At 64.8% G+C, this 22,084-nt stretch carries 23 protein-coding genes and 1 tRNA gene; 11 read left to right on the forward strand and 13 right to left on the reverse strand.

Annotation, left to right across the window (positions count from 1 at the left end; translation table 11 throughout):
- Window positions 1-13 precede the first annotated feature (13 nt).
- The 3 genes from ACSQ3Q_RS13890 to ACSQ3Q_RS13900 all read left to right on the forward strand — a co-directional run bounded on the left by ACSQ3Q_RS13890 (window position 14) and on the right by ACSQ3Q_RS13900 (window position 1,674).
- A complete protein-coding gene (locus tag ACSQ3Q_RS13890; protein WP_436134947.1) occupies window positions 14-553 on the forward strand; it encodes a septation protein A in 540 nt (179 codons plus the stop codon).
- A 10-nt stretch (window positions 554-563) separates the two neighbouring features.
- Entirely contained in the window at window positions 564-827 is a 264-nt protein-coding gene (locus tag ACSQ3Q_RS13895) for a BolA family protein (RefSeq protein WP_436134948.1), read from the forward strand.
- Window positions 828-888: 61 nt separating this feature from the next.
- Window positions 889-1,674, forward strand: coding sequence for a peptidylprolyl isomerase (locus ACSQ3Q_RS13900; protein WP_436134949.1), 786 nt, complete (start codon window positions 889-891; stop codon window positions 1,672-1,674).
- 176 nt (window positions 1,675-1,850) lie between these two features.
- Here the strand turns inward: ACSQ3Q_RS13900 and ACSQ3Q_RS13905 are convergent, their stop codons facing one another.
- From ACSQ3Q_RS13905 to ACSQ3Q_RS13920, 4 genes are all read right to left on the reverse strand, one after another.
- Window positions 1,851-2,633 carry a DUF1624 domain-containing protein gene (locus ACSQ3Q_RS13905; RefSeq protein WP_436134950.1) on the reverse strand — a complete coding sequence of 261 codons (783 nt, stop codon included), beginning with the start codon at window positions 2,631-2,633 and terminating at the stop codon, window positions 1,851-1,853.
- A gap of 152 nt (window positions 2,634-2,785) precedes the next feature.
- A tRNA-Pro gene (locus ACSQ3Q_RS13910) sits at window positions 2,786-2,862 on the reverse strand.
- 225 nt (window positions 2,863-3,087) lie between these two features.
- Window positions 3,088-3,339, reverse strand: coding sequence for a translation initiation factor IF-1 (gene infA, locus ACSQ3Q_RS13915; protein ID WP_436134951.1), 252 nt, complete (start codon window positions 3,337-3,339; stop codon window positions 3,088-3,090).
- A gap of 331 nt (window positions 3,340-3,670) precedes the next feature.
- Window positions 3,671-4,894 (reverse strand): HPP family protein, encoded by a 1,224-nt coding sequence (locus tag ACSQ3Q_RS13920; protein WP_436134952.1) that lies wholly within the window; start codon window positions 4,892-4,894, stop codon window positions 3,671-3,673.
- On the opposite strand from ACSQ3Q_RS13920, the gene ACSQ3Q_RS13925 reads away from it, so the two are divergent.
- The 8 genes from ACSQ3Q_RS13925 (at window position 4,786) to asd (ending at window position 11,912) form a co-directional block, all read left to right on the forward strand.
- Window positions 4,786-5,100: a hypothetical protein gene (locus tag ACSQ3Q_RS13925; RefSeq protein WP_436137073.1), complete on the forward strand. Its 315-nt coding sequence runs from the start codon at window positions 4,786-4,788 to the stop codon at window positions 5,098-5,100. The two genes, ACSQ3Q_RS13920 and ACSQ3Q_RS13925, sit on opposite strands and share 109 nt — an antisense overlap.
- 167 nt (window positions 5,101-5,267) lie before the next feature.
- The gene (locus ACSQ3Q_RS13930; protein WP_436134953.1) at window positions 5,268-6,455 is read left to right on the forward strand and encodes an ABC transporter substrate-binding protein; all 1,188 of its coding nucleotides are present in this window, start codon (window positions 5,268-5,270) and stop codon (window positions 6,453-6,455) included.
- 167 nt (window positions 6,456-6,622) lie between these two features.
- Complete coding sequence (locus ACSQ3Q_RS13935; RefSeq protein WP_436134954.1) at window positions 6,623-7,264, forward strand: LysE family translocator; 642 nt, start codon at window positions 6,623-6,625, stop codon at window positions 7,262-7,264.
- A gap of 16 nt (window positions 7,265-7,280) precedes the next feature.
- Window positions 7,281-8,144, forward strand: coding sequence for a branched-chain amino acid ABC transporter permease (locus ACSQ3Q_RS13940; RefSeq protein WP_436134955.1), 864 nt, complete (start codon window positions 7,281-7,283; stop codon window positions 8,142-8,144).
- A 208-nt stretch (window positions 8,145-8,352) separates the two neighbouring features.
- On the forward strand, window positions 8,353-9,363 hold the full coding sequence (locus ACSQ3Q_RS13945) for a branched-chain amino acid ABC transporter permease (protein ID WP_436134956.1): 1,011 nt from the start codon (window positions 8,353-8,355) through the stop codon (window positions 9,361-9,363).
- Window positions 9,353-10,129: an ABC transporter ATP-binding protein gene (locus ACSQ3Q_RS13950; protein WP_436134957.1), complete on the forward strand. Its 777-nt coding sequence runs from the start codon at window positions 9,353-9,355 to the stop codon at window positions 10,127-10,129. The genes ACSQ3Q_RS13945 and ACSQ3Q_RS13950 overlap by 11 nt, the downstream gene beginning before the upstream one ends.
- A gap of 1 nt (window position 10,130) precedes the next feature.
- Window positions 10,131-10,847, forward strand: coding sequence for an ABC transporter ATP-binding protein (locus ACSQ3Q_RS13955; RefSeq protein ID WP_436134958.1), 717 nt, complete (start codon window positions 10,131-10,133; stop codon window positions 10,845-10,847).
- Between the two features lie 213 nt (window positions 10,848-11,060).
- On the forward strand, window positions 11,061-11,912 hold the full coding sequence (gene asd, locus ACSQ3Q_RS13960; protein WP_436134959.1) for an archaetidylserine decarboxylase: 852 nt from the start codon (window positions 11,061-11,063) through the stop codon (window positions 11,910-11,912).
- Between the two features lie 68 nt (window positions 11,913-11,980).
- Here the strand turns inward: asd and ACSQ3Q_RS13965 are convergent, their stop codons facing one another.
- The 9 genes from ACSQ3Q_RS13965 to hutC all read right to left on the reverse strand — a co-directional run bounded on the left by ACSQ3Q_RS13965 (window position 11,981) and on the right by hutC (window position 22,082).
- Complete coding sequence (locus ACSQ3Q_RS13965) at window positions 11,981-12,190, reverse strand: hypothetical protein (RefSeq protein WP_436134960.1); 210 nt, start codon at window positions 12,188-12,190, stop codon at window positions 11,981-11,983.
- Between the two features lie 128 nt (window positions 12,191-12,318).
- The gene (gene hutG / locus ACSQ3Q_RS13970; RefSeq protein ID WP_436134961.1) at window positions 12,319-13,143 is read right to left on the reverse strand and encodes an N-formylglutamate deformylase; all 825 of its coding nucleotides are present in this window, start codon (window positions 13,141-13,143) and stop codon (window positions 12,319-12,321) included.
- 155 nt (window positions 13,144-13,298) lie between these two features.
- The gene (locus ACSQ3Q_RS13975) at window positions 13,299-14,711 is read right to left on the reverse strand and encodes a formimidoylglutamate deiminase (RefSeq protein WP_436134962.1); all 1,413 of its coding nucleotides are present in this window, start codon (window positions 14,709-14,711) and stop codon (window positions 13,299-13,301) included.
- Window positions 14,701-16,023 carry an imidazolonepropionase gene (gene hutI / locus ACSQ3Q_RS13980; RefSeq protein ID WP_436134963.1) on the reverse strand — a complete coding sequence of 441 codons (1,323 nt, stop codon included), beginning with the start codon at window positions 16,021-16,023 and terminating at the stop codon, window positions 14,701-14,703. The genes ACSQ3Q_RS13975 and hutI overlap by 11 nt, the downstream gene beginning before the upstream one ends.
- A 67-nt stretch (window positions 16,024-16,090) precedes the next feature.
- Window positions 16,091-16,768 (reverse strand): HutD/Ves family protein, encoded by a 678-nt coding sequence (locus ACSQ3Q_RS13985; protein WP_436134964.1) that lies wholly within the window; start codon window positions 16,766-16,768, stop codon window positions 16,091-16,093.
- A complete protein-coding gene (locus ACSQ3Q_RS13990) occupies window positions 16,765-17,652 on the reverse strand; it encodes a phytanoyl-CoA dioxygenase family protein (RefSeq protein WP_436134965.1) in 888 nt (295 codons plus the stop codon). The genes ACSQ3Q_RS13985 and ACSQ3Q_RS13990 overlap by 4 nt, the downstream gene beginning before the upstream one ends.
- 65 nt (window positions 17,653-17,717) lie before the next feature.
- The gene (gene hutU / locus ACSQ3Q_RS13995; RefSeq protein WP_436134966.1) at window positions 17,718-19,454 is read right to left on the reverse strand and encodes a urocanate hydratase; all 1,737 of its coding nucleotides are present in this window, start codon (window positions 19,452-19,454) and stop codon (window positions 17,718-17,720) included.
- Between the two features lie 204 nt (window positions 19,455-19,658).
- On the reverse strand, window positions 19,659-21,200 hold the full coding sequence (hutH, locus tag ACSQ3Q_RS14000) for a histidine ammonia-lyase (protein WP_436134967.1): 1,542 nt from the start codon (window positions 21,198-21,200) through the stop codon (window positions 19,659-19,661).
- 63 nt (window positions 21,201-21,263) lie between these two features.
- Complete coding sequence (gene hutC, locus ACSQ3Q_RS14005; protein WP_010465686.1) at window positions 21,264-22,082, reverse strand: histidine utilization repressor; 819 nt, start codon at window positions 22,080-22,082, stop codon at window positions 21,264-21,266.
- Window positions 22,083-22,084: the final 2 nt, after the last annotated feature.

Here is a 22,084-nt window from a genome sequence, read left to right on the forward strand (position 1 = left end):
TCTCCCCGATTCCATGAAAATCCTGATCGACTTTTTCCCCATCCTGCTGTTCTTCGGGGCCTACAAGTTCTACGGCATTTATGTCGGCACTGCGGTGTTGATGGCGTCCACCGTCGTGCAGATGGGCCTGATCTACGCCATCGACCGGCGTCTACAGACCATGCACAAGGTGACGCTGGCCTTAATCCTTTTGTTCGGCACGCTCACGCTGGTGCTGCAGGATGACCGTTTCATCAAATGGAAGCCTACCGTGCTCTACGGAGCAATGTCGGTGGCACTGGCCGTGGCGCTGTGGGCGCTTAAGAAGAACTTTCTCAAGATGCTGCTCGGCGGCCAATTGGCTTTGCCCGACGCCGTCTGGACGCGCCTGAATGTTGCGTGGATCGTCTACTGTGCATTCATGTCCGCGGTCAACGCCTACGTGGTACTCAACTTCAGCACCGAGGCCTGGGTGGACTTCAAACTCTGGGGCTATGCGTTCCCGCTGGTGTTCCTGGTGGGCCAGGGCTTCTACATTGCGCCGCACCTTCAGGGTGATGAGCCTGCTGCGTAAGGATGCCCTGATGACTGCGCCCCTTGCTCAGCAAATGCACGAGACCCTTGTTCAAAGGCTTACTCCCACGGCGTTGGAAGTGATCGACGAAAGTGCCGACCATGCAGGCCACGCCGGTGCCAACGGCACCGGTTTTGGCACCCATTTTCGGGTGCGTATTTCGTCACCTTTGTTTACAGGCAAGCCCCGGGTCGCACGGCATCGCCTTGTGTATGATGCGCTGCAAGAATTTATTGACCAAGGCGTCCACGCCCTTGCCATTGAAGTTCTCTGAACCGGCGCTACGTATAAGTCTGCCGGCTCGGCAAAAAATCAACTCAATTTTTGGATACCGAATGAAGAAACAGCTCCTGTCCGGCCTCGTGGCCGCTGCCGTGCTGGGCACAATGGCCCTGCCAGCTTCCGCCCAGAACGTTGCCATCGTCAATGGCAAGGCCGTGCCGAAAGAGCGCGTTGAAATGCTCAAGCAGCAAGTGGAACGCTCGGGCCGCCCCGTGACGCCCGACATCGAAGGCCAGATCAAGGAAGAAGTGATCGCCCGCGAAATCTTCATGCAGGAAGCGCAAAAGCGCGGCCTCGAAGGCTCCGCGGACTACAAGGCCCAAATGGATCTGGCCCGCCAGACCATCCTGATCCGCGAACTGTTCGCCGACTACCAGAAGAACAACCCCGTGACCGACGCCGAGATCAAGGCGGAGTACGACAAGTTCGTGGCGGCCAACAGCGGCAAGGAATACAAGGCCAGCCACATCCTGGTCGAGAAGGAATCCGACGCCAAGGCCATCATCGCGTCCATCAAAAAGGGCGGCAAGTTTGAAGACATCGCCAAGAAGCAGTCCAAGGACCCAGGCTCCGGCGCCAAGGGTGGTGATCTGGATTGGGCCAATCCCTCCAGCTACGTAGCTGAATTCTCCGGCGCGCTGGTGAAGCTCGAAAAGGGCAAGATGACCGACACGCCCGTGAAGAGCCAGTTCGGCTACCACGTCATTCGCCTGGACGATGTCCGTCAGGCCGAGCTGCCCAAGCTGGACGAAGTCAAACCCCAAGTGGCCCAGCAGCTGCAGCAGCAAAAGCTGGCGAAGTTCCAGGAAGACCTGCGCGCCAAGGCCAAGGTGGAGTAAAGGCTCTGGCGACGATGGCGCAGCCCTTCATATGGGATGCGCCCACAAAAAACGCGGCCTTGGCCGCGTTTTTTATTGCCCGCCTGATTGTGTTTGGAAAGTCGACCGGGCTAGTTATCTACGTATGACGTAGCAAACCATGGTGAGAAATGTGGTGCCGAGCGGCACGAAGCTGCTCAGCCCCGGAGCCAGACAAATGTTGACAAGAGTCCAATCATCACAGGCTGGTGAAGCATGTAGTAGCTCAGGCTCCAACGCCCCAGCCCCGCGAGCAACCTCCCCGCTGTCGGGAGCCGCCACTGCAGCCAGCTCGTATGCCGCGCCAGCAGCCACTGCCCGCTCGCCAGCCCCCACCACAGCACACCCAGCCAGGGCAGCACCGGTACGTAGTCTTCTGTAAAGGGTTTACGGGAGACCAGGCCCAGCCAGTTCAAAGCCCGGCTGTTGAACCAGGGAGCAAGTTCGGCCCAAGCGCCGGACAACAAATGCTGTGCCAGGGGAGGCAGTGCCACGGCCACCAGCCCCGCCAACCAAAGCCAGCGACCCCAGCCCGCCGTGCAGCGCGCAATCACCAGCATGGCCGCCATGCCGTGCAGAACCCCGAAGTAGATGAAGCTGCGCGGAAACATCACCGCGGAGCCCGCCGTCACCAGCAAGGCGCACGCAGCAACTTGCCCCCACCGCCGCCAAAACCGCGGCCAGCCCTGACCCTGGTGCAGCGCAATGGCCTGGCCCAACCCAGCGCAAAAGAGAAACAGGCTCACGATCCCTGTGCGCTGCCAGGTCCAAAATGGGTCCGCCCGGAAATCCTGGGGCCACAAGCCCAGATGGCTGAGATCGAAGCAGAAGTGGAACACGGTCATCCACACCATCGCCAGGCCTCGGAGGGCATCTACGGCGTCAAAGCGCGCAGAGACTGGCTTGAGGACGGGGGCCGAGGGCGACATCGCACGGATCATTGTGTGGCTGGTCGGGCAGTTTGGCGGTGCGGGAACCGCGGCCGGCGGTCCCGATGGTACGAAAGAAATCCGCTCGCCCGGTTCCATGAGCACCGGAACTCGACGGACATGAAAAAAGGCCCTGCAGCATATGCTGCAAGGCCTTCAAACATTGGTCGGAGCGGCGGGATTCGAACTCGCGACCCTCTGCTCCCAAAGCAGATGCGCTACCAGGCTGCGCTACGCTCCGACAGCTCGTATTCTAACCTGCCAAATTGCCACTTTTTGGCTTGCCGCCCGCTTTTTGCAAATTTTTTAAAGCGGGCCGATGGGGTCAGCTTGAAACCCAAGCGCTGCCAGAGGGAGAGCAGCGCGGGAGAGGCAATCTATTGGGGAGAAATCAACCGTCAGGTTGAGAAATCAAGGTGCGACACGGAGCAATGGATGAGACCACTCACGTGATGGCACACACCGCTTAACGGTTGCCCGAGGGGCCTGGGCCACGACCGGCCAGATGGCGGAAGGTGATTCGGCCCTTGCTCAAATCGTAGGGCGACATTTCCAGCGAAACCTTGTCGCCTGCGAGGATACGGATGTGGTGCTTGCGCATCTTGCCGCCCGTATAGGCGATCAGTTGGTGACCATTCTCCAGCGTCACGCGAAAGCGCGAATCGGGCAAGACTTCCGTCACGGAGCCTTGCATTTCAATAAGTTCTTCTTTGGCCATGTTCTATCTCTTCAAAACAAATATTCTGTGATCGCGCCTGATGCTGGGTGCATGCACCACGGAAGCGCTACCGCAGTCGATGCTCGACACGCGGTGCGTTGCGGGCGGTGGGAGTCGCTGCACCCGGGGCGCAGATCAGGCAGGAGGCCGGGAGACGGCGTCAATGGACAGGCAATGTGCGCTGTGCAAAGCCTTCCAATTGTACTCCGACGCGCTACTGCGTGTGGATGGAGCCACCCTAGCAGTGCAGTGATCGCCAGCCGGGCGGCACAGTCGCGCGCCGCCAGCACGTTGGCGACCGATGGGCAGCCAACCCTGCCAGCCTCGCCCCTCAAGCGTCACGCCCCTGCACAGCCACCGCCAACGTACGCACCAAGTCTGTCTGGGTGATGACGCCTACCAAGCGGTCTTCACTATCCACGATCGGAATATGGTGGTGACCGCCGTGTGAAAACAGCGGCACGAGGTCCATCGCATGCTGCGCCACGCGCGCCACCTGCACGGGGTGCGACATGATCTGCCCCACAGCACTCGGCTGCCCTGCCCGCCCCATGACCAGCGTGCGCAGGCGCCGCCCCAAGCCTTCGTGGGTGTCCAGATTGGCCAGCCGCATGAAGTCCGCCACAGTCACAATGCCGATCACCAAGCGGGATGCGTTGACCACCGGCAACGCCTTGATCCGCTCCCTGCGCATCAGAGCCCAGGCTTCATTGAGCGACGCATCGGCCTCCACCGCAAACGGAGGGCTCGACATGATGTCGGCGCAACGCACTTCGCCCAGCGTCCGCTGGAAAGCTGCGCGCCCTGCCAGATGCAACAACCCTTCGAGATCGTCCCGGCTCACGTCCAGCACCTGGTTGTAGCGCGCAAGCGCCGCATCCACATCTGCCGCAGTGAAAGCGCCTGGCGCAACCTGGGTTCTTGATGCAGCGCGCTGCGGATGGGGATATCTGCGCCCGGTGAGGCCGTTGTAAACCATGGCCGCAATCAGCAGCACCACGGCATTAAAGAGAATGGGAAACACCGCCAGATGCCAGCCATCGCCCGCTGTCAGCACCACGTACAAAGCCATCGCACCGCCGGGGGGGTGCAGGCACCGCAGCGGCACCATGACTGCGATGGCAAGGCCCACCGCCAGTGCCCCTGCGATGGCGGGATCGGGCACCAGTGCCGCACATACGGCGCCCACCAGCGCCGAAAGCGTGCTGCCGCCCAGCACTGGCCAGGGTTGGGCCAGCGGGCTCGACGGCATACCAAATACCAAGATCGCACTGGCCCCCAGAGACCCCAACATCCACGGTCCGTGGACATTGCCCCCCGCCCAGGCCCGGCTGAGCACCGCCGTCAACAACACTCCCAGCACTGCCCCTGCAATAAAACGGACGCGCTCACGTCCATTGATGCCCAGCGGCGCTGGCCAGAAGTGGCGCAACCAGAGAAATATCCGTGTGGCAACAGCTGGCGCGCGAGCCACGCCGACACCTGACTCACGTGCCGGAGTTGGGCTGGGCTCTGGTGCTGGACGGGGTGGAATGGAAGACGGGGGCAAAGACATGGCATTTAAAGGTCGAGCCACACGCCTATGAGCGGGTGTCGCATTACATGCAGCTTTCTATTGTGCCAACCACAGTCGATTCATGCACCAAATGGGTGCAAATCCATTGGAAAGTGCCGGACTATGCTCGAAAGTACCTACTCCTGGGATCGAGCAAACAAGGACATTGTTTGCAAACAGGTTTTATACTGCATGAAAATCAATAAAAATGCACTTTAATTCACATTGACATATTTCCCTGGCCAGAGCAATTGAGGGATGGAAACGACCAGCGCAATCCCTGCACACAACGGCCGATACGGGTAAGCCATAGGTTTTCACCAAGAGGCCTTGAAGTTAAATTACTTTAAGCCTAAACAAAGGAGCCCTCCCCATGACCACTCGCCGTCTTGTCATCAGCCGCAGCGCCGCCCTCGTTGGCGCCGCCTCCACCGGCCTGCTCCTGCCCTCCATCGTGCGCGCACAAAGCGGCAAGGTGCGCGTGGGGTTCATGCTCCCCTACACGGGCACTTTTGCCCAACTCGGCGTGGCCATCGAGAACGGCGTGCGCCTGGCCATCGATCAGCAAGGCGGCAGGCTGGGGGGGCGCGAGATCGAGTGGTTCAAGGTGGATGATGAGTCGGAGCCCAGCAAAGGTGTGGAAAACGCCAGCAAGCTCGTGCAGCGCGACAAGGTGGATGTGCTCATTGGCACCGTCCACTCGGGCGTGCAGATGGGTATCCAGAAAGTAGCGCGCGATACCGGGGTGCTCAATTTGATTCCCAACGCTGGCGTGCACGCTGCCACGCGCGCGCTGTGCGCTCCCAACGTGTTCCGCACATCATTCAGCAACTCCCAGCCCACACTCGCGCTGGGCAAGGCCATGGTCGACAAGGGCCACAAGAAGGCCGTGTGGATCACCTGGAAGTACGCGGCAGGCGACGAGGCCTTTGAAGGCTTCAAGCAAAGCTACACGGCTGCAGGCGGCACCATCGTGAAGGAACTGGGCCTGCCCTTCCCCAACGTGGAGTTCCAGGCGCTGCTCACCGAGATCGCGGCCCTCAAGCCCGACGCGGTGGCCTGCTTCTTCGCCGGTGGCGGTGCGGCCAAGTTCATCCGCGACTATGCGGCTGCCGGCCTCAAGGACAAGATCCCGCTGTACGGATCTGGCTTCCTGACCGAAGGTGTACTGGACGCTGCAGGCCCCGCGGCCGACGGCATCATCACCACGATGCACTACAGCGATTCGCTGGACACGCCGCGCAACAAGCAGTTCCGCCTGGAATACGCCAAGGCCTTCCGCAGCCAGCCCGATGTGTACGCAGTGCAGGGATACGACACCGGCCTGCTGCTGGTGCAGGGCGCCAATGCCGTCAAGGGCGACCTATCCTCCAAGCCTGCCGTCATCAAGGCCATGGAAAACGCCACCATCGACAGCCCCCGCGGCAAGTGGACGATGAGCAAGGCCCACAACCCGGTGCAGGACATCTACCTGCGCCGCGTCGAGAACAAGGAAAACAAGGTCATCGGCATCGCCGCGAAAGCGTTGGCCGACAGCGGTGCCGGATGCCGCATGGGCTGACGCACCACAAGCCGCCGGGCTGACCCCGCGGCCCGCCCAAGGCGGCCCCGTTTTAGCTGCTACAGCGTTTGACACAATGCGCCATGGGTTGCCCATGCGCATGGTGGGCAGGCCTGTCTGCCGTGCGCCCGGACCTTGCGGCCACCTTCCTACCCAATTGTTCTTCCATGACACTCAGTACCTACCTGCTCTATCTCGCCGCAGTGGCCCTGCTGGTTCTCTCGCCCGGCCCGACCATGCTCATGTGCATGACTTATTCGCTGCAGCACGGCCCGCGCAAGGCACTGGCAGCAGCAGCCGGCAGCGTGACGGCGGTATTGGGCACCATGCTGCTGTCCGCGCTGGGTTTGGGCGCACTGCTGGCAGCATCCGAAACCGCCTTCTGGGTGCTCAAGGCCGCCGGCGCGGCCTACCTGATCTGGCTTGGCATCAAGACGTTTCGCAGCAGGACCACCGTGTTTGACGGCCTGCCCGTTGACGGCCAGCCTGCCAAGGCCGCCGTCCCTGCGCGCAAGCTCTACATCCAGGGCCTGATCGTGGGCGGCAGCAATCCCAAGGCCCTGCTGTTCTTCACGGCGTTCTTCCCCCAGTTTCTGGACCCCGCAGCGGCCTGGGCACCCCAGTTCGCCGTGCTTGCCAGTACCTTCGTGGCGTTTGAATTCACGGTGCTCACCTTGTGCGCCTTGGGTGTGGCACGCCTGGCACCGGTACTGCGCTCAGGCACCCGCATGCGCTGGTTCAACCGCGTCTCCGGCGGCCTGTTCACGCTGATGGGCACGCTCTTGCTGGCCACGCGCCGCGCCACCTGACCTGGTCATCCAAGCCATGGATTTCGCCACCTTCCTGATCCAGCTGCTCAACAGCGTGCAGTACGGGCTGCTGCTGTTCATGCTCGCAGCCGGCCTCACGCTCATCTTCGGGATCATGGGGGTGGTGAACCTGGCGCACGGCAGCTTCTACATGCTGGGGGCGTACCTGGGCTATTCGCTGTCGGGCCACTTCGGCAGCCTCACGCTCGCCATCCTCGGCGGTGCGGTGCTGGCCGTGGCATTCGGGCTGGCGCTCGAATGGCTGCTGTTTCGCCACTTCTACCACCGCGACCATCTCGACCAGGTGCTGCTGACGTTCGGCCTGATCTACATCTTCGAAGAACTGCGCTCCATCCTGTGGGGCGACGACGTGCACGGCGTGGCCATTCCGAAGATGCTGGAGTGGTCGATCCCGCTCACCGACACCCTCTCCTACCCGGTGTACCGGCTCTTCATTTCAGGCGTGTGCATCGCGCTTGCGCTGGGCCTGTACCTGCTGATCTCCAAGACCCGGCTGGGCATGAAGATCCGCGCTGGCGCATTCAACCGCGACATGGCCGAGTCACTGGGCGTCAACATCAAGCTCATCCATGCCATCGTCTTCGCACTTGGCGTGGGACTGGCGGCAGTGGCCGGCATGGTTGCTGCACCCATCTCCAGCGTGTACCCCAACATGGGTTCGTCGGTCCTGATCATGTGCTTCGTGGTGGTGGTGATCGGCGGCATCGGCTCGGTGCGTGGTGCACTTATCGCAGCATTGCTGGTGGGCTTTGTCGATACCTTCGGCAAGGTGCTGCTGCCGTCGATGGCAGGCATGCTGGTCTACATGCTGATGGCGGCCGTGCTGCTGTGGAAACCGGAAGGCCTCTTCAAGCAATGAAAGCAGTTGACTACCTCCTGAGTCGTTTCGCGCCTTCCCCCTGGGAGGGGAACGCCGCCCCTGCTGCGGGGCGGCCCTTGCACGGTGGCCGCTGGCTTGGGCAGCGCCAGTTTCATAGGCTGCAGGATGCGCTTCGCACTGCGAAGGCAGCTGTAGCGCAGCAACCCCATTTGATCAGGCAGTGCACCGTCGTACTTCGGAGAGCCGCATGAGTGCGCCCCGCAGCAACCTGGAGGTGCTGCCCCGCAGCGCGCAATTCACCCTCGCGTTGGGCCTGGTGGCGCTGCTGGCTTTTCCGTTTGTCGGCAGCGACTTCTACGTGCAGATGGTCACGCGCATGATGATCATGGCCATCTTTGCGATGAGCCTTGACCTGCTGCAGGGCGTGACCGGGCTGGTGTCCTTGGGCCATGCTGCGTACTTCGGCGTGGCCGGCTATGCGCTGGCCTTCCTCACGCCCGCCGACACGCCTGTGAGCCTGTGGTGGAGCTTGCCGTTGGCCGTGGTAGGCGCCGGGCTGGTGGCCCTCATCATTGGCTTCTTCGTGGTGCGCACCCACGGCATCTACTTCATCATGGTCACCATGGCGTTCGCGCAGATGGTGTTCTACCTGTTCTTCGACAACAAGATTCTGGGTGGCTCGGACGGCCTGTACATCAACTTCCGACCCGACGCGTCCATCTTCGGCTGGCTGCCCTTCGACCTGGAAGGCCGCAAGACCTTTTACTACTTCACGCTCGCGCTGGTGGTCATTGTCTATGTGCTGCTGCGCCGCCTGCTGTGGAGCCCGCTGGGCCGTGCACTGGCAGGCATCCGCATCAACGAGCACCGCATGCGCGCGATGGGCTTCGGCACGCGCGGCTACAAGCTCACGGCCTTTACCGTAGCGGGAGCGCTGGCAGGGCTGGCTGGCTACCTGTGGGGTGCGCAAACAGGTTACGTCAACCCGGAGCTCATGGGTTTTCACATGAGTGCGCACGCCATCATGATGGTCATCCTGGGGGGCATGGGCAACTTTGCAGGAGCCATCGTGGGTGCCTTCGCTTTTGAATACCTTCTGCATGTATTCAAGGACATCACCAAACACTGGCAACTGCTGATGGGCGGCTTCATCGTGCTGGTGGTGGTGGCCGCGCCGCGCGGCCTGCTGGGCATGCTCAACTGGCGCCGGGCCCAGGCACAGGCGAATGGATCGAAGGGACCGCACCATGGCCAATGACGTGCTGCTCTCGGCCCGCGGTCTGACGAAGCGCTTCGGTGGCTTGGCCGCCGTGAACGGTGTCTCGGTGGACCTGTGGCGTGGCCGCATCCATGCAGTCATCGGGCCCAACGGCGCGGGCAAATCCACGCTGACCAATCTGCTCTCGGGCGACCTGCCCCCCACCTCGGGCCAAGTGCAGCTCGGTGGCAGCGACGTGACCGGCTGGGCGCCCGAACGCATCTCGCGCCAGGGCCTGGGGCGCAGCTACCAGAAGACCAACATCTTCATGCCGCTGACAGTGCACGAGAACGTGCGCCTGGCCGCGCAGTCCCGCGACCCGCAGCAGCCCTGGAACCCGCTACGCTGGTGGCGTGACACACGCAAGAACACTATTAAAAACAGAGCAGTCAACGCACGCCTGGAAAGCGCTATCGAGCTCTCTGGCTTGAAAGACAGGCGCACGGCCATTGCCGGCACCATGAGCCATGGTGAGCAGCGCCAACTGGAGATCGCGATGACGCTGGCCACCGAGCCCCAGGTGCTGCTGCTCGATGAACCCCTGGCCGGCATGGGCGTGGCCGAGGCCGAGCGCATGGTCGAGCTGCTGCAGCGCCTCAAGCCCGCGCACGCCATCATGCTGGTGGAGCACGACATGGACGCCGTGTTTGCGCTGGCCGACCGGCTCACCGTGATGGTCAACGGCGAGGTGATCGCGCACGGCACGCCCGCCGAAGTGCGTGCCGATGCCGGCGTGCAAGCCGCCTACCTCGGCGAGGACCACTGAGATGAGCGACACCCCCTGGATCGATGCCCGCGGCATTCACACCTTCTACGGCCCCAGCCACATCCTGCACGGCGTGGATTTCCGCGTGGGCCAGGGCGAGACCATCGGCCTCATGGGCCGCAACGGTATGGGCAAGAGCACGCTGCTCAAGTCGCTGATGGGGCTGGTCAAACCGCGCTCGGGCAGCGTCACTGTGGCCGGCCAGGACATGACGGGCCGCCCGCCTTACGAAGTGGCGCGCCTTGGCATCGCCTACGTTCCCGAAGGGCGAGGCATCTTCGGGAACCTGAGCGTGGTCGAGAACCTGCAGATGGCGGCGCGCTCAGGCACACGGGGCCAGCGCGACTGGACGTATGAGCGCGTGCTCGAGACCTTCCCGCGCCTGAAGGAACGCCTTGGCCATGGCGGCCAGCAACTGAGCGGCGGCGAACAGCAGATGCTCACCATCGGTCGCGCGCTGATGACCAACCCCGACGTGCTCATCCTGGATGAAGCCACCGAAGGCCTGGCCCCGCTGATTGCCCGCGAGATCTGGCGCATCTGCAGCCTCATCAAAGACAGCGGGATCAGTAGCGTCATCGTGGACAAGAACTGGAAACACGTCACGCAGATCACCGACCGCAACGTCATTCTGGTGAAGGGGCAAGTGGTCTTCGAGGGCAGCTCCGACGCGCTGCAGGCCCAGCCCGCGCTGCTGGAGCAGTACCTGGGCGTATAACGCTGCCGCGCCGGATTTTCTGGAGCGCTTCCCACGTTCCTCATGGAGTCGGCATCAAGAATTTGAAGCCGTTCACGCTGAGCTGTTAAAGCGCCGCGCGAGGTTTCGACAAGCTCAGCCTGAACGGGCGTTATAAGCCAAAAATACCGACTCCATCAATGCTTTGCAGGCCCCGTAGAATGGCCCGCTCCCTCCCAACAAGGAAGCCCCTCCGTGTCTGACCGCCTCGCCGTTCTTCCGCAGTACCTCTTTCCCAAGCAGGCGCTGACGTCGCTTGCAGGCAAGTTCGCATCGGCCCAGTTGGGGGGCCTCACTACCTCGGTGATCCGCCGCTTTGTGGCGCGCTACAACGTGAACATGGCCGAGGCTGCCAACCCCGACATCACAAGCTACGCGTCCTTCAACGACTTCTTCACGCGCGCGCTCAAGCCCGGCGCCCGCCCACTCGCCGACGCCGACCTGGTCTGCCCGGTGGACGGCGCCATCAGCCAGTTCGGCCCGATCGCGCGCGACCAGATCTTTCAGGCCAAGGGGCATTCGTACTCCACCACCGCCCTCGTGGGCGGCGACGCGGCGCTGGGTGCACGCTTTGAAAACGGCCACTTCGCCACGCTGTACCTGAGCCCGCGCGACTACCACCGCATCCACATGCCCTGCGCCGGCGAGCTCACACGCATGATCCACGTGCCCGGCGAGCTGTTTTCGGTAAACCCCACCACGGCGCGCGGCGTGCCCGGGCTGTTTGCGCGGAATGAGCGTGTGGTGTGCGTTTTCGAAACTGCGCGCGGCCCGTTCGTGCTCGTGCTGGTGGGCGCCACCATCGTGGGCAGCATGGCCACGGTGTGGCACGGTCAGGTGAACCCGCCCCGCCCCGGCAAGCTGCGCGAGTGGGACTACGCGGCGGGCCAGGTCCGCCTGCAAAAGGGCGAGGAGATGGGCCGCTTCCTGCTCGGCTCTACCGTGGTGATGCTGTTCCCCCAAGGCCCGCTGCAGTTCAACCCGCAATGGGCACCCACACGGCCGATTCAGTTGGGCGAAGCGATGGCGCAGTTTGCGCCGACCTAACGGTTTTTAATGCTGGGGCCTCGCCCTCAGCGAAGCCCTGCGCAGCTGAAGCGCTCGCGGCGAGCGCTTCAGAGTTGGTCTGGCACGCGGGACAGCTGAAATGCCGAAGGTGCCAGTTGCAGGGCATCCGGGTGCACGGCGATATCGTTCCCCACCAAATAGACCATCATTGCGTTGCGGCGAATGACCACATGGCTCACGGTTTCGCGCTGCTGCTTCCAATGCACCGATGCTCCGGGCTTGAAGTGGGGCATGTAGTAGTACGCGGTGGGATCCATCGGGTGCGGCTCCTTCCGCGTGAGGGGCGATGATTGCCCTGCTCTGCGGCCTGGTGCGGACCGCTGTCTCATGGTAGCACCGAAGGCCTCGCCAAAGTGAGGCATTTACCCCACCAGGTTGAGCAGGCTCAAGCCCTTGATGCCGCAGCGGCAAACGCCAAAGCCGCAGCCAGCATGCGCTGCAGATGGGGCTGCACGCGGGCGGCCACCGCGGGCAGGTAGTCGAATGGCAAGGCCTCCTGCATGTAGCTGCACTGCGTCATCTCCAGCTGGATGGCGTGCACGCCCTGCCCCGGCTGGCCATAGTGGCGCGTGATATGCCCGCCTTTGAAGCGGCCGTTGAGCACGGCCGTATAGCCACTGGCTTCCTTGGCGATGGACAGCAGCTGCTGCGCCAGTGCAGGGTCGCAGCTTTCGCCGTTGGCCGTGCCCAGGTTCAGGTCGGGCAGCTTGCCTTCAAAGAAGCGCGGCAACACCGAGCGGATCGAGTGGGCATCCCACAGCACCGCCAAGCCGTGTTGGGCGCGGATGCGGTCCAGCTCGGTGCGCAGTTGCGCGTGGTACGGCGCCCAAATGGCATCGCGGCGCGCAGCGACTTCGGCGTCATCCGGCACATCGCCTTGCGCGTAGATGGGCGTGTCGTCGAACGTGTCTACCGGGCACAGGCCGGTGACGCTCTGGCCCGGGTAGAGGCTCGCGCCGTCCGGCGGGCGGTTCAGGTCGACCACGTAGCGCGAGTGTGTCGCCACGAGGATGGACGCGCCCATGTCGCGCGCAAAGCCATACAAGCGCTCCATGTGCCAGTCGGTGTCAGGGACTTGGCGGGCTTCGTCGGTGAAACGCGCAGCCAGCTCGGGCGGCACGTAAGTGCCCGCGTGTGGCATGGAGATCAGCAGGGGCTGGGTGCCCTGATGGAAGAGGAACGGTGGTGGGGGTGTGACGGTATCGATCATGGTGGGAAGTGCGATAGAACAAGTCGTGCGTTCAGGCTGGCATTGCGGTGGCAAGCCGCACGCAGTGCAGCTGTCGACGGCTGGTTGCGAGGGGCGTCCTGGCTTCAACGGGCTCACACAGAACGATCGGGGAGCAAGCAAAGGACTGCGCCATCTCAGGCATCCGTCGCAATGGTGGCGGACCGCGCGGCTACGAAGGCCTGGGCGGCGGCTTCGTGCAACGCATGGCGGCCCTGCACCACGCGCTGCACGCCGGCCACCCACAGGCTGTCGATGGCCGAGGTGCGGTGGCTGGCAAACACGTGCGCAGAGAGCATGCTGTGCGCGGGCAAATCGCGCAGCGCCACATGGTGTGCGTCCAGCGCCACCAGGTCGGCTGGCTGGCCCACGGCCAGGCCGGCCGCGCCGCCCGCACTCGCGCGGCCAGATGCCTGCGTGCCGCCCGCCACGGCCTGCAAGGTCATGGCGGTCGCCACCTCGGCCTGGGTGCTGCTCGCCAGCACATTGCGCTGGCGGCGGGACAGACGCTGACCGTACTCGAGCATCAGCAGCTCTTCGGCCGCGTTCACGCAGGCGTGGCTGTCCGAGCCCACGCCCCAGCGGCCACCGTGTTTCAGCCACAGCGGCATGTCGAAAATGCCGTCGCCCAGATTGGCTTCGGTGGTGGGGCAGATGCCGGCCACGGCGCCGGTGCGCGCGGCGGCGGCGTACTCATCGGGCGTCATGTGTGTGGCGTGCACCAGGCACCAGCGTGCGTCCACATTGGCGTGGTCGAGCAGCCACTGCACGGGGCGCTGGCCGCTCCAGGCGATGCAGTCGTCGACCTCTTGCGTCTGCTCGGCAATGTGGATGTGGACGGGGGCCCTTGGGTTCACCGCCGTGAGGCCCTGCACGGCAGCGCGCAAGCTGTCAGGCGGCACCGCGCGCAGCGAGTGTGGCGCCAGGCCCAAAACAGCCCCCTGCGCTTGCGCAGCGGGCGCCAGGCGCTCCAATAATGAGAGCATGCTGTCGGTGCTGCGGATGAACCGGGCCTGGTCCGCACGCGGCGGCTTGCCGCCAAAGCCGCTGGTCTGGTACAGCACCGGCAGCAGCGTGAGGCCGATGCCTGCGTTGCGTGCGGCGCGCAGCAGGGCCAGCGACATTTCACCATCGGTGGCGTACGGCGTGCCGTCCTGGTTGTGGTGCACGTAGTGGAACTCGCACACGGACGTGTAGCCCGCCTCCAGCATCTCCACGTACAGCCAGGTGGCTATGGCCTCCAGCGACTCGGGCGTGATGCGCGCGGCAAAGCGGTACATCAGGTTGCGCCAGCTCCAGAAGCTGTCCTGGCTTTCGCCGCGGTACTCGGTAAGCCCGGCGAACGCGCGCTGAAACGCGTGCGAATGCAGGTTGGGCATGCCGGGGATCACCGGGCCCGCGGCCACCGGCGTGCCCGCTGGTGCCGTGGCGTTGGGGGCCACGCTGGTGATGCGCCCTGCCCCATCCCACTGCACCAGCACATTGCGCGCCCAGCCGGTGGGCAGCAGCGCGTCGGCTGCGAAGAGGTTGCGTGAAGCCTCAGATGCCATTGCGGCCTCCATGTGGCAGATCAATGCCCAACCCGTCAGCAGCCACGCACCCTTGCCGCACGATGGTGCAGGCGGGTTTGTGGCCGTACCAATAGGCGAGCTCTGCCGGCTCGCTCAACGGCCAAAGCACAAAGTTGGCGGGCCGGCCCGCGGCGATAAGGCCATGCGTGTCCTGCAGCCCCAGCGCACGCGCGGCGTGCGTGGTGATGCCCGCCAAGGCCTCGGGCACCGTCAGGCGAAACAGCGTGCACGCCATGTTGGCCATGAGCAGCAGGCTGAGCGCGGGCGATGTGCCAGGGTTGTGGTCGGTGGACACCGCCATGGGCACACCGGCTTCGCGCAGCTGCGCAATGGGCGGCAGGTGCGTGTCGCGCAGCGTGTAGCAGGCGCCGGGCAGCAGCACGGCCACGGTGCCTGCGGCCTTCATGGCGGCGATGCCGTCCTGCGACAGGTGCTCGATGTGGTCGCACGACAGCGCGCCGTAGCGCGCGGCCAGTGCGGCGCCGCCCATGTCGGAAAGTTGCTCGGCATGCAGCTTGACTGGGATTCCGAGCTTTTGCGCAGCCTGGAAGACCTGTTCGGTTTCGGCCAGCGTGAAGGCGATGCGTTCGCAGAACACGTCCACTGCATCGACCAGGCCTTCGGCCGCGAGCGCGGGCAGCATCTCATTGCAGACCAGGTCGGTGTAGTCCTGGCTGCGGCCTGCGTATTCGGGCGGCAGGGCATGCGCGCCGAGGAAGGTGGTGCGCACGATCACCCCGAATGCTGTGCCCAGGCGTCGGGCCACGCGCAGTTGCTTGCGCTCGTGCTCCAGGGCCAGGCCGTAGCCGGATTTGATCTCGATGGCGCAAACGCCTTCGTCGAGCAAGGCCTGCAACCGCGGTGCAGCCAGGGCGAAGAGTTCGTCCTCCGACGCCTCGCGCGTGGCCTTGACAGACGACACAATGCCGCCGCCGGCCTTGGCCACTTCTTCGTACGTGGCACCCGCCAGCCGCATGGCGAACTCGTTGGCGCGCTGGCCGCCGTAGACCAGGTGCGTGTGGCAGTCCACGAGGCCCGGCGTGGCGAGCGCGCCGTGCGCGTCCCAGCGGCGCAACGCCTGATATTCGGCAGGCACCTGCGCCTGCGGCCCCACCCAGGACATGCGGCCGCCCTGCACCACCACGCAGGTGCATTGGCCGTCAGGCACCGGCACATTGGCTATCACGAGCCCTGGCACGGGATTCAGGTTGACCCATACACCGTCGGCACTGGGGCCCTGCGGAATGCCCCGCGCGCCGGGCTGCGTCTTTTTGTCTACCGAAGGGCTCATGGCTTGAAATACTATAAAAATAATAGCTACTATCGCTTATGGATCAAGCGCTGGCGGCCAATTTTGCTTAAATTTTGGCGTGGGAGCCGCGCTCCAGCGCGATCCAGACCAGCGCCGGGGCGTCCGCCGAATCGCCTGCGCCCGTACCCGCTGCCACACGGCCGGCGGCGTGCAAAGGCTCCAGGCGCCCTTGCAAGGGCTCGCCTTCACCTACCCACCAAAAGCCCTGGCCAGCTTGCAGCACGCGGGGTTGAGCGCCCTGCTCGACCGGCTCCAACCACCGCCAATTGCCCCGCAGCACCATACAAAAACCAGCTTCAACACCAGCTGGCGACTGCGCACCATCCACCACCCGCTGCGCGCCTTGCCACACGTCGCGGCGCAGCATCAGGTTGAAATCCTTGGATGTGTCGCCCAGCATCGCGCCGTCCACGGCGTCGTCGCCCGAAAACGCAAACGGCTGCCAGCGCTGGTCGAGCGCGTGTTCCCAGCCGGCACTGCGCAGGTGCAACCCATCGCCCCCCAGCAGCATGATCTGGCGGTCGATGGCTGGGAAGACCGAGAACGGCCCGGGCCGGTCCACCGTGGCCAAGCTCACGCGCCACTCGAAGCCGTTCATGTCCGCGCCGGGCGGCCAGCAGGCCAGCTCTTGTGTGCTGCCGCCGCCGTTCTTCCAGGGTGTGTTGGGGATCGTTGCCAGGTCAAAGAAATTCATCGCCATCGTTGTTGGGGTTGTCATGTTCATGAGGGCGTCTCCGCCGTGGTCTGCGCTGCGCCCGGCACCAGCAGGGGGAACAGCGGGTGGTCCATCTCCGCGCCAGCGGGCAGCACATCGGCCAGACCGGGGAACTCGGGCGAAGTCTTCCACGCCCGGGGCGCATGCCGCGTGTCGTCCCCAAGGAACCGCACTGAGAACACGCGGCGGCGGTGGGTGCCCTCTACGCCGCCCGCCGCATGCAGCGTGAGCATGTGAAAACACACCACGTCGCCAGGCTCGATCTCCCACCCCACGATGGGGAAGGCAGCGCGGTCGGCCTCAACGTTGGGCAGGTCCTGCAGGCTGCCCTCTGGGAACCACTTGGCCTGGTTGTCCATGAAGGTGCGTGGCATGAGCCAGGGGCCTTTGTGTGACCCGGCCACGAATTCGAGCGTGGCGGCACGCGAGACCGGATCCACCGGTATCCACATGCTCACGTTCTGTTTTCCGTCGATGTTGTAGTACGGCTGATCCTGGTGCCAGGGCGTCTTCTGACGTGTGCCCGGCTCCTTGACCAGCACATGATCGTGGTACAGCCGCACGGTGTGCGACTGCATGAGGCGCTGCGCGGCCAGGGCCAGGGGCGTCTCGTGCACAAAGCGGCCGAACTGCGGGATGTCCTGCCAGTTGCAGAAGTCCTCGAAGAAACGGCCGGGGTCATCGGGCCGGCTGGCGACCTTGGCGCGTGGGCTGGGTGCTGCCAGATTGGCATCGATGCCTTCGCGCAACAGGGCCACTTCTTGGGGCGTGAGCAACTGCTTGATGCAGATGGCTCCGTCGCGGGCAAAGTCAGCGACCTGCTGGTCGCTCAGCCGCTCGCGCAAGCGCGCCTGCCATGGCTGCTGCAAGCCGTCGGACGAAACATCAGACATGGACCATCACCTCCAGATCGAACGCACACACAGACCAGAAACAGAACCAGCGAGTATCGGCTGGGCTACTTGATCATCGGCAGTTTGAGCCCCTGCTTCTTGGCGGTTTCCACAGCCAGTTCATAACCCGCGTCCGCATGGCGCATCACGCCGCTGCCGCAGTCGTTGACCAGCACGCGCGCCAGGCGCTCGGCTGCGTCATCCGTGCCGTCGGCCACGATGACCATGCCAGAGTGCTGCGAGTAGCCCATGCCCACGCCGCCGCCGTGGTGCAGGCTGACCCAGGTGGCGCCGCCCGAGGTGTTGAGCAGCGCGTTGAGCAGCGGCCAGTCGCTCACGGCGTCGGTGCCGTCCTTCATGGCTTCGGTCTCGCGGTTGGGGCTGGCCACGCTGCCGGTGTCCAGGTGGTCGCGGCCGATGACGATGGGGGCCTTCAACTCGCCGCTCTTGACCATCTCGTTGAAGGCCAGGCCCGCAATGTGGCGCTCACCCAGGCCCAGCCAGCAGATGCGCGCGGGCAGGCCCTGGAAGGCGATGCGCTCGCCGGCCATGTCGAGCCAGCGGTGCACGTGCTTGTTCTCGGGGAACAGCTCCTTGATCTTGGCGTCGGTCTTGCGGATGTCCTCGGGGTCGCCCGACAGGGCCACCCAGCGGAACGGGCCCTTGCCTTCGCAAAACAGCGGGCGGATGTAGGCGGGCACGAAGCCGGGGAAATCGAACGCGTTGGCTACGCCTTCGTCGAACGCCACCTGGCGGATGTTGTTGCCGTAGTCCACCGTGGGGATGCCCATCGACTGGAAGTCGAGCATGGCCTGCACATGCACAGCGCACGACCGGGCTGCGGCTTTCTTCAGCGCCTCGTGCTGGGTCACGTCCTGCTGCGCGGCGCGCCACTGCTCCACCGTCCAGCCCGCGGGCAGGTAGCCGTTGACGAGGTCGTGGGCCGAGGTCTGGTCGGTGACGAGGTCGGGCTGGAGGCCGCCCGCTTTGGCACGCTTGACCAGCTCGGGCAGTATGTCGGCGGCATTGCCCAGCAGCGCGATGGAAATGGCTTCCTTGGCCGCCGTGTGCTGTTGAATGAGTTCAAACGCATGGTCGATGTCGCGCGCCTGCTTGTCCACATAACGTGTGCGCAGGCGAAAGTCGATGCTGCTTTGCTGGCACTCGATGTTGAGCGACACCGCGCCCGCGAACGTGGCCGCCAGCGGCTGTGCGCCGCCCATGCCGCCCAGGCCCGCAGTCAAAATCCACTTGCCTTCGAGCGAGCCGCCGTAGTGCTTGCGGCCGGCCTCGGCAAAGGTTTCGTAGGTGCCCTGCACGATGCCTTGCGTGCCGATGTAGATCCAGCTGCCGGCGGTCATCTGGCCGTACATGAACAGACCCTTCTGGTCCAGCTCGCTGAAGTGTTCCCAGTTGGCCCACTTGGGGACAAGGTTGGAGTTGGCCAGCAGCACGCGGGGCGCGTTGGCGTGGGTCTTGAACACGCCCACGGGCTTGCCGGACTGGATGAGCAGGGTTTCGTCGTCGTTCAGCTCCTTGAGCGAGGCGAGGATCTGGTCATAGCACTCCCAGTTGCGCGCGGCGCGGCCGATGCCGCCGTACACCACCAGGTCTTGCGGGCGCTCGGCCACTTCGGAGTCCAGGTTGTTCTGGATCATGCGGTAGGCCGCTTCAGTGAGCCAGCTCTTGCAGGTGAGCTGGTTGCCGCGCGGTGCGCGGATCACGCGGCTCGCGTCGTGGCGGGGGTCGGTGCTGGGGGTGGAGGAAGCTGCGGCAGCGATGATGGCGTCGTTGGCGTTCATGGTGGGCTCCTGGGTGAATGGGGATGGCGGTGAACGGTGGATGGGATTTGCGGGAGGTCAGTGAGGTGCTTGGCTCCGGTCATCCACCCCGTTCGCCCTGAGCTTGTCGAAGGGCTTGCACAGGGAGGGCCCTGGTTTCGACAGGCTCAGCCCGAACGGTTGGAGGGGGAACACGTGATGGATGAACCGAACCATGGGCAGGCTTCAGGCGAAGCTGGGCAGGCACTGCGTCAGCGCTGCGGGCCACGCAGATTGCTGGGCCCAGTCGCGCATGGCTTCGATGTCGGTGGCGAGGTACCGGTCTTGCTCCAGGTAAGCCACACGCTGGCGGATCGCGGCGAATTGGTCTTCGATCAAGGCAGAGCTCTTGATCGCACGGTCAAACTCCATGCCCTGGGCAGCGGCCATGGCTTCGATGCCCACCATCACCGCCGCATTGCGCACCATGTCGCCCAGGCGCCGGGCGCCGTAGGTGGCCATGGAGACGTGGTCTTCCTGGTTGGCCGATGTGGGCAGGCTGGTCACGCTGCTGGGGTTGGCAAGGCACTGGTTCTCTGCGGCCAGCGCGGCGGCGGTGACCTGGGCGATCATGAAGCCCGAGTTCACGCCGCTGTCGCGGATCAGGAAGGCCGGCAGGCCCGACAGGCCAGGGTCGAGCAGCAGCGACAGGCGGCGCTCGGAGATGGCACCGATCTCGGCCACGGCCAGCGCGATGATGTCCGCCACGAAGGCCACAGGCTCGGCGTGGAAGTTGCCGCCGGAGATCACGTCCCCGTTGTCGAACACCAGGGGGTTGTCCGACGCAGCGTTCGCCTCGATGGTCAGCACGCGCGCGGCGTGGTGCAGGTTATCCAGGCACGCGCCCATGACCTGCGGCACGCAGCGGATGGAGTACGGGTCCTGCACGCGGCCGCAGTTGGGGTGCGAGGTGTCGATGGCGCTGCCGTCGAGCAAGGCGCGCACGGCGGCCGCCACGGCGATCTGCCCGACCTGGCCGCGTGCTTCGTGGATGCGTGCGTCGAACGGCTTGACCGAGCCCTTGATGGCCTCGAGCGACAGGCAACCTGCGACCAGTGCGGCAGCGAACACGCTCTCTGCGCCGAACAGCCCGGCCAGCGCGAGCGAGGTGGACACCTGCGTGCCGTTGAGCAGCGCCAGCCCCTCCTTGGGGCCCAGCACGAACGGCGCCAAGCCGATGGAGCGCATGGCCTCGGCACCCGACACCACTGCGCCGTTGACCTTGGCCTGCCCTTCGCCGATCAGCACGCAGGCCAGATGCGCCAGCGGCGCCAGGTCGCCCGACGCACCCACCGAGCCCTTGGCCGGGATCACGGGCAGCACGTTGGCATTGGCCATGGCCAGCAGCGCATCCACGATCTCGGGCCGGATGCCGGAGTGCCCGCGCGCCAGGCTGATGGCCTTGGTCGCCAGGATGAGGCGCACCACATCGTCCGCCAGCGCATCGCCCGTGCCCACGCTGTGCGACAGCACCAGGTTGCGCTGCAGCTCGGCCAGGCGCTCGTGGGCGATCTTGGTGCTGGCGAGCTTGCCGAAGCCGGTGTTGATGCCGTAGACCACCTGGTCTTCGTCCACGATGCGCTGCACCGTGGCCAGCGATGCCTGCATGAGGGCGCGTGCCGACGGGTCGAGCGACAGCTGCACGGGCGCGGCGTAAATGCTGCGCAGCGCGGCCAGCGAGACGCGGCCAGGGTTCAAGGTCAGGGACGAGGCACTTGTTTTTGTCATGGCGTTGATCCTGTATATACAAGTAGTCACAAGCGGAAAAATTGGCAGTTTTCAGGCAGAGGTTCAGCCAGCGACGGGATTGCCGTCGGCTCGAAAGCGGCTGCCCAGGCGGTAGCGAGTCGCGGGGTGCAGGCAGCGCACCACGGTGATCGGCACGCCGCGCGACCAGGTGCGGCGGGTGAGCAGCAGGCAGGGCTCTTGCGGCGACATCTCCAGCAGCGTGGCCTGCTCTGCGGTGGGCATGACGGCGTCGACCACGTGCTCGATCTGGTCGAACGGCACGTTGCGCACCAGGTATTCGGAGGGCTGCAGCAGCGTGAAGTCCTGCGCGGCGAACTGGGGCACCTGGCGGGGGTTCACGTGGCGGTCTTCCAGCTGCACGGGCACGCCGTCTTCGCGGTGGATGCACAGCGAGTGGAACACCGACTCGCCCGTGCGCAGGTCCAGCGCGGCGGCCACTTCGAGCGTGGCCGATATGCGCTCCACCGCCAGCACGTCGCAGCGGTAATCGTGCCCGCGCTGGCGGATCTCGCCGGCGAGATTAGCGATCTGCAGCAGCGTGGACTGGGGCTTGTCTTCGGCCACAAAGCTGCCCACACCGGCCACGCGCACGATGCGACCCTGCTCCACCAGCTCGCGCAGCGCGCGGTTTACTGTCATGCGCGAGATGCCGAACTGGGTGACCAGCTCGTTCTCGGACGGCAGGCGGTCGCCCGCGCGCCAGATGCCTTCCTGGATCTTGCGCGAGATGTGGTCCTTGACCTGCTCGTACAGCGCCATGGCCTGCGCCGGGGCAGCCACGGCCACGACCGCCTTGGCTGCGGCGGCACGGGGCCCGCTGCGCGGAGCATCTGCAGGACGGCGGGAAGGACGGGCGCTCATAA

This window comes from Acidovorax sp. LjRoot129 (assembly GCF_964253765.1).
GTDB lineage: Bacteria > Pseudomonadota > Gammaproteobacteria > Burkholderiales > Burkholderiaceae_C > Acidovorax.

Coding starts and splice junctions, on each gene's coding strand:
- ACSQ3Q_RS13890 (WP_436134947.1), top strand. CDS start 14: ATGAAAATCCTGATCGACTTTTTCCCCATCCTGCTGTTCTTCGGGGCC.
- ACSQ3Q_RS13895 (WP_436134948.1), top strand. CDS start 564: ATGACTGCGCCCCTTGCTCAGCAAATGCACGAGACCCTTGTTCAAAGG.
- ACSQ3Q_RS13900 (WP_436134949.1), top strand. CDS start 889: ATGAAGAAACAGCTCCTGTCCGGCCTCGTGGCCGCTGCCGTGCTGGGC.
- ACSQ3Q_RS13905 (WP_436134950.1), bottom strand. CDS start 2,633: ATGATCCGTGCGATGTCGCCCTCGGCCCCCGTCCTCAAGCCAGTCTCT.
- infA (WP_436134951.1), bottom strand. CDS start 3,339: ATGGCCAAAGAAGAACTTATTGAAATGCAAGGCTCCGTGACGGAAGTC.
- ACSQ3Q_RS13920 (WP_436134952.1), bottom strand. CDS start 4,894: ATGTCTTTGCCCCCGTCTTCCATTCCACCCCGTCCAGCACCAGAGCCC.
- ACSQ3Q_RS13930 (WP_436134953.1), top strand. CDS start 5,268: ATGACCACTCGCCGTCTTGTCATCAGCCGCAGCGCCGCCCTCGTTGGC.
- ACSQ3Q_RS13935 (WP_436134954.1), top strand. CDS start 6,623: ATGACACTCAGTACCTACCTGCTCTATCTCGCCGCAGTGGCCCTGCTG.
- ACSQ3Q_RS13940 (WP_436134955.1), top strand. CDS start 7,281: ATGGATTTCGCCACCTTCCTGATCCAGCTGCTCAACAGCGTGCAGTAC.
- ACSQ3Q_RS13945 (WP_436134956.1), top strand. CDS start 8,353: ATGAGTGCGCCCCGCAGCAACCTGGAGGTGCTGCCCCGCAGCGCGCAA.
- ACSQ3Q_RS13950 (WP_436134957.1), top strand. CDS start 9,353: ATGGCCAATGACGTGCTGCTCTCGGCCCGCGGTCTGACGAAGCGCTTC.
- ACSQ3Q_RS13955 (WP_436134958.1), top strand. CDS start 10,131: ATGAGCGACACCCCCTGGATCGATGCCCGCGGCATTCACACCTTCTAC.
- ACSQ3Q_RS13965 (WP_436134960.1), bottom strand. CDS start 12,190: ATGGATCCCACCGCGTACTACTACATGCCCCACTTCAAGCCCGGAGCA.
- hutG (WP_436134961.1), bottom strand. CDS start 13,143: ATGATCGATACCGTCACACCCCCACCACCGTTCCTCTTCCATCAGGGC.
- ACSQ3Q_RS13975 (WP_436134962.1), bottom strand. CDS start 14,711: ATGGCATCTGAGGCTTCACGCAACCTCTTCGCAGCCGACGCGCTGCTG.
- hutI (WP_436134963.1), bottom strand. CDS start 16,023: ATGAGCCCTTCGGTAGACAAAAAGACGCAGCCCGGCGCGCGGGGCATT.
- ACSQ3Q_RS13985 (WP_436134964.1), bottom strand. CDS start 16,768: ATGAACATGACAACCCCAACAACGATGGCGATGAATTTCTTTGACCTG.
- ACSQ3Q_RS13990 (WP_436134965.1), bottom strand. CDS start 17,652: ATGTCTGATGTTTCGTCCGACGGCTTGCAGCAGCCATGGCAGGCGCGC.
- hutU (WP_436134966.1), bottom strand. CDS start 19,454: ATGAACGCCAACGACGCCATCATCGCTGCCGCAGCTTCCTCCACCCCC.
- hutH (WP_436134967.1), bottom strand. CDS start 21,200: ATGACAAAAACAAGTGCCTCGTCCCTGACCTTGAACCCTGGCCGCGTC.
- hutC (WP_010465686.1), bottom strand. CDS start 22,082: ATGAGCGCCCGTCCTTCCCGCCGTCCTGCAGATGCTCCGCGCAGCGGG.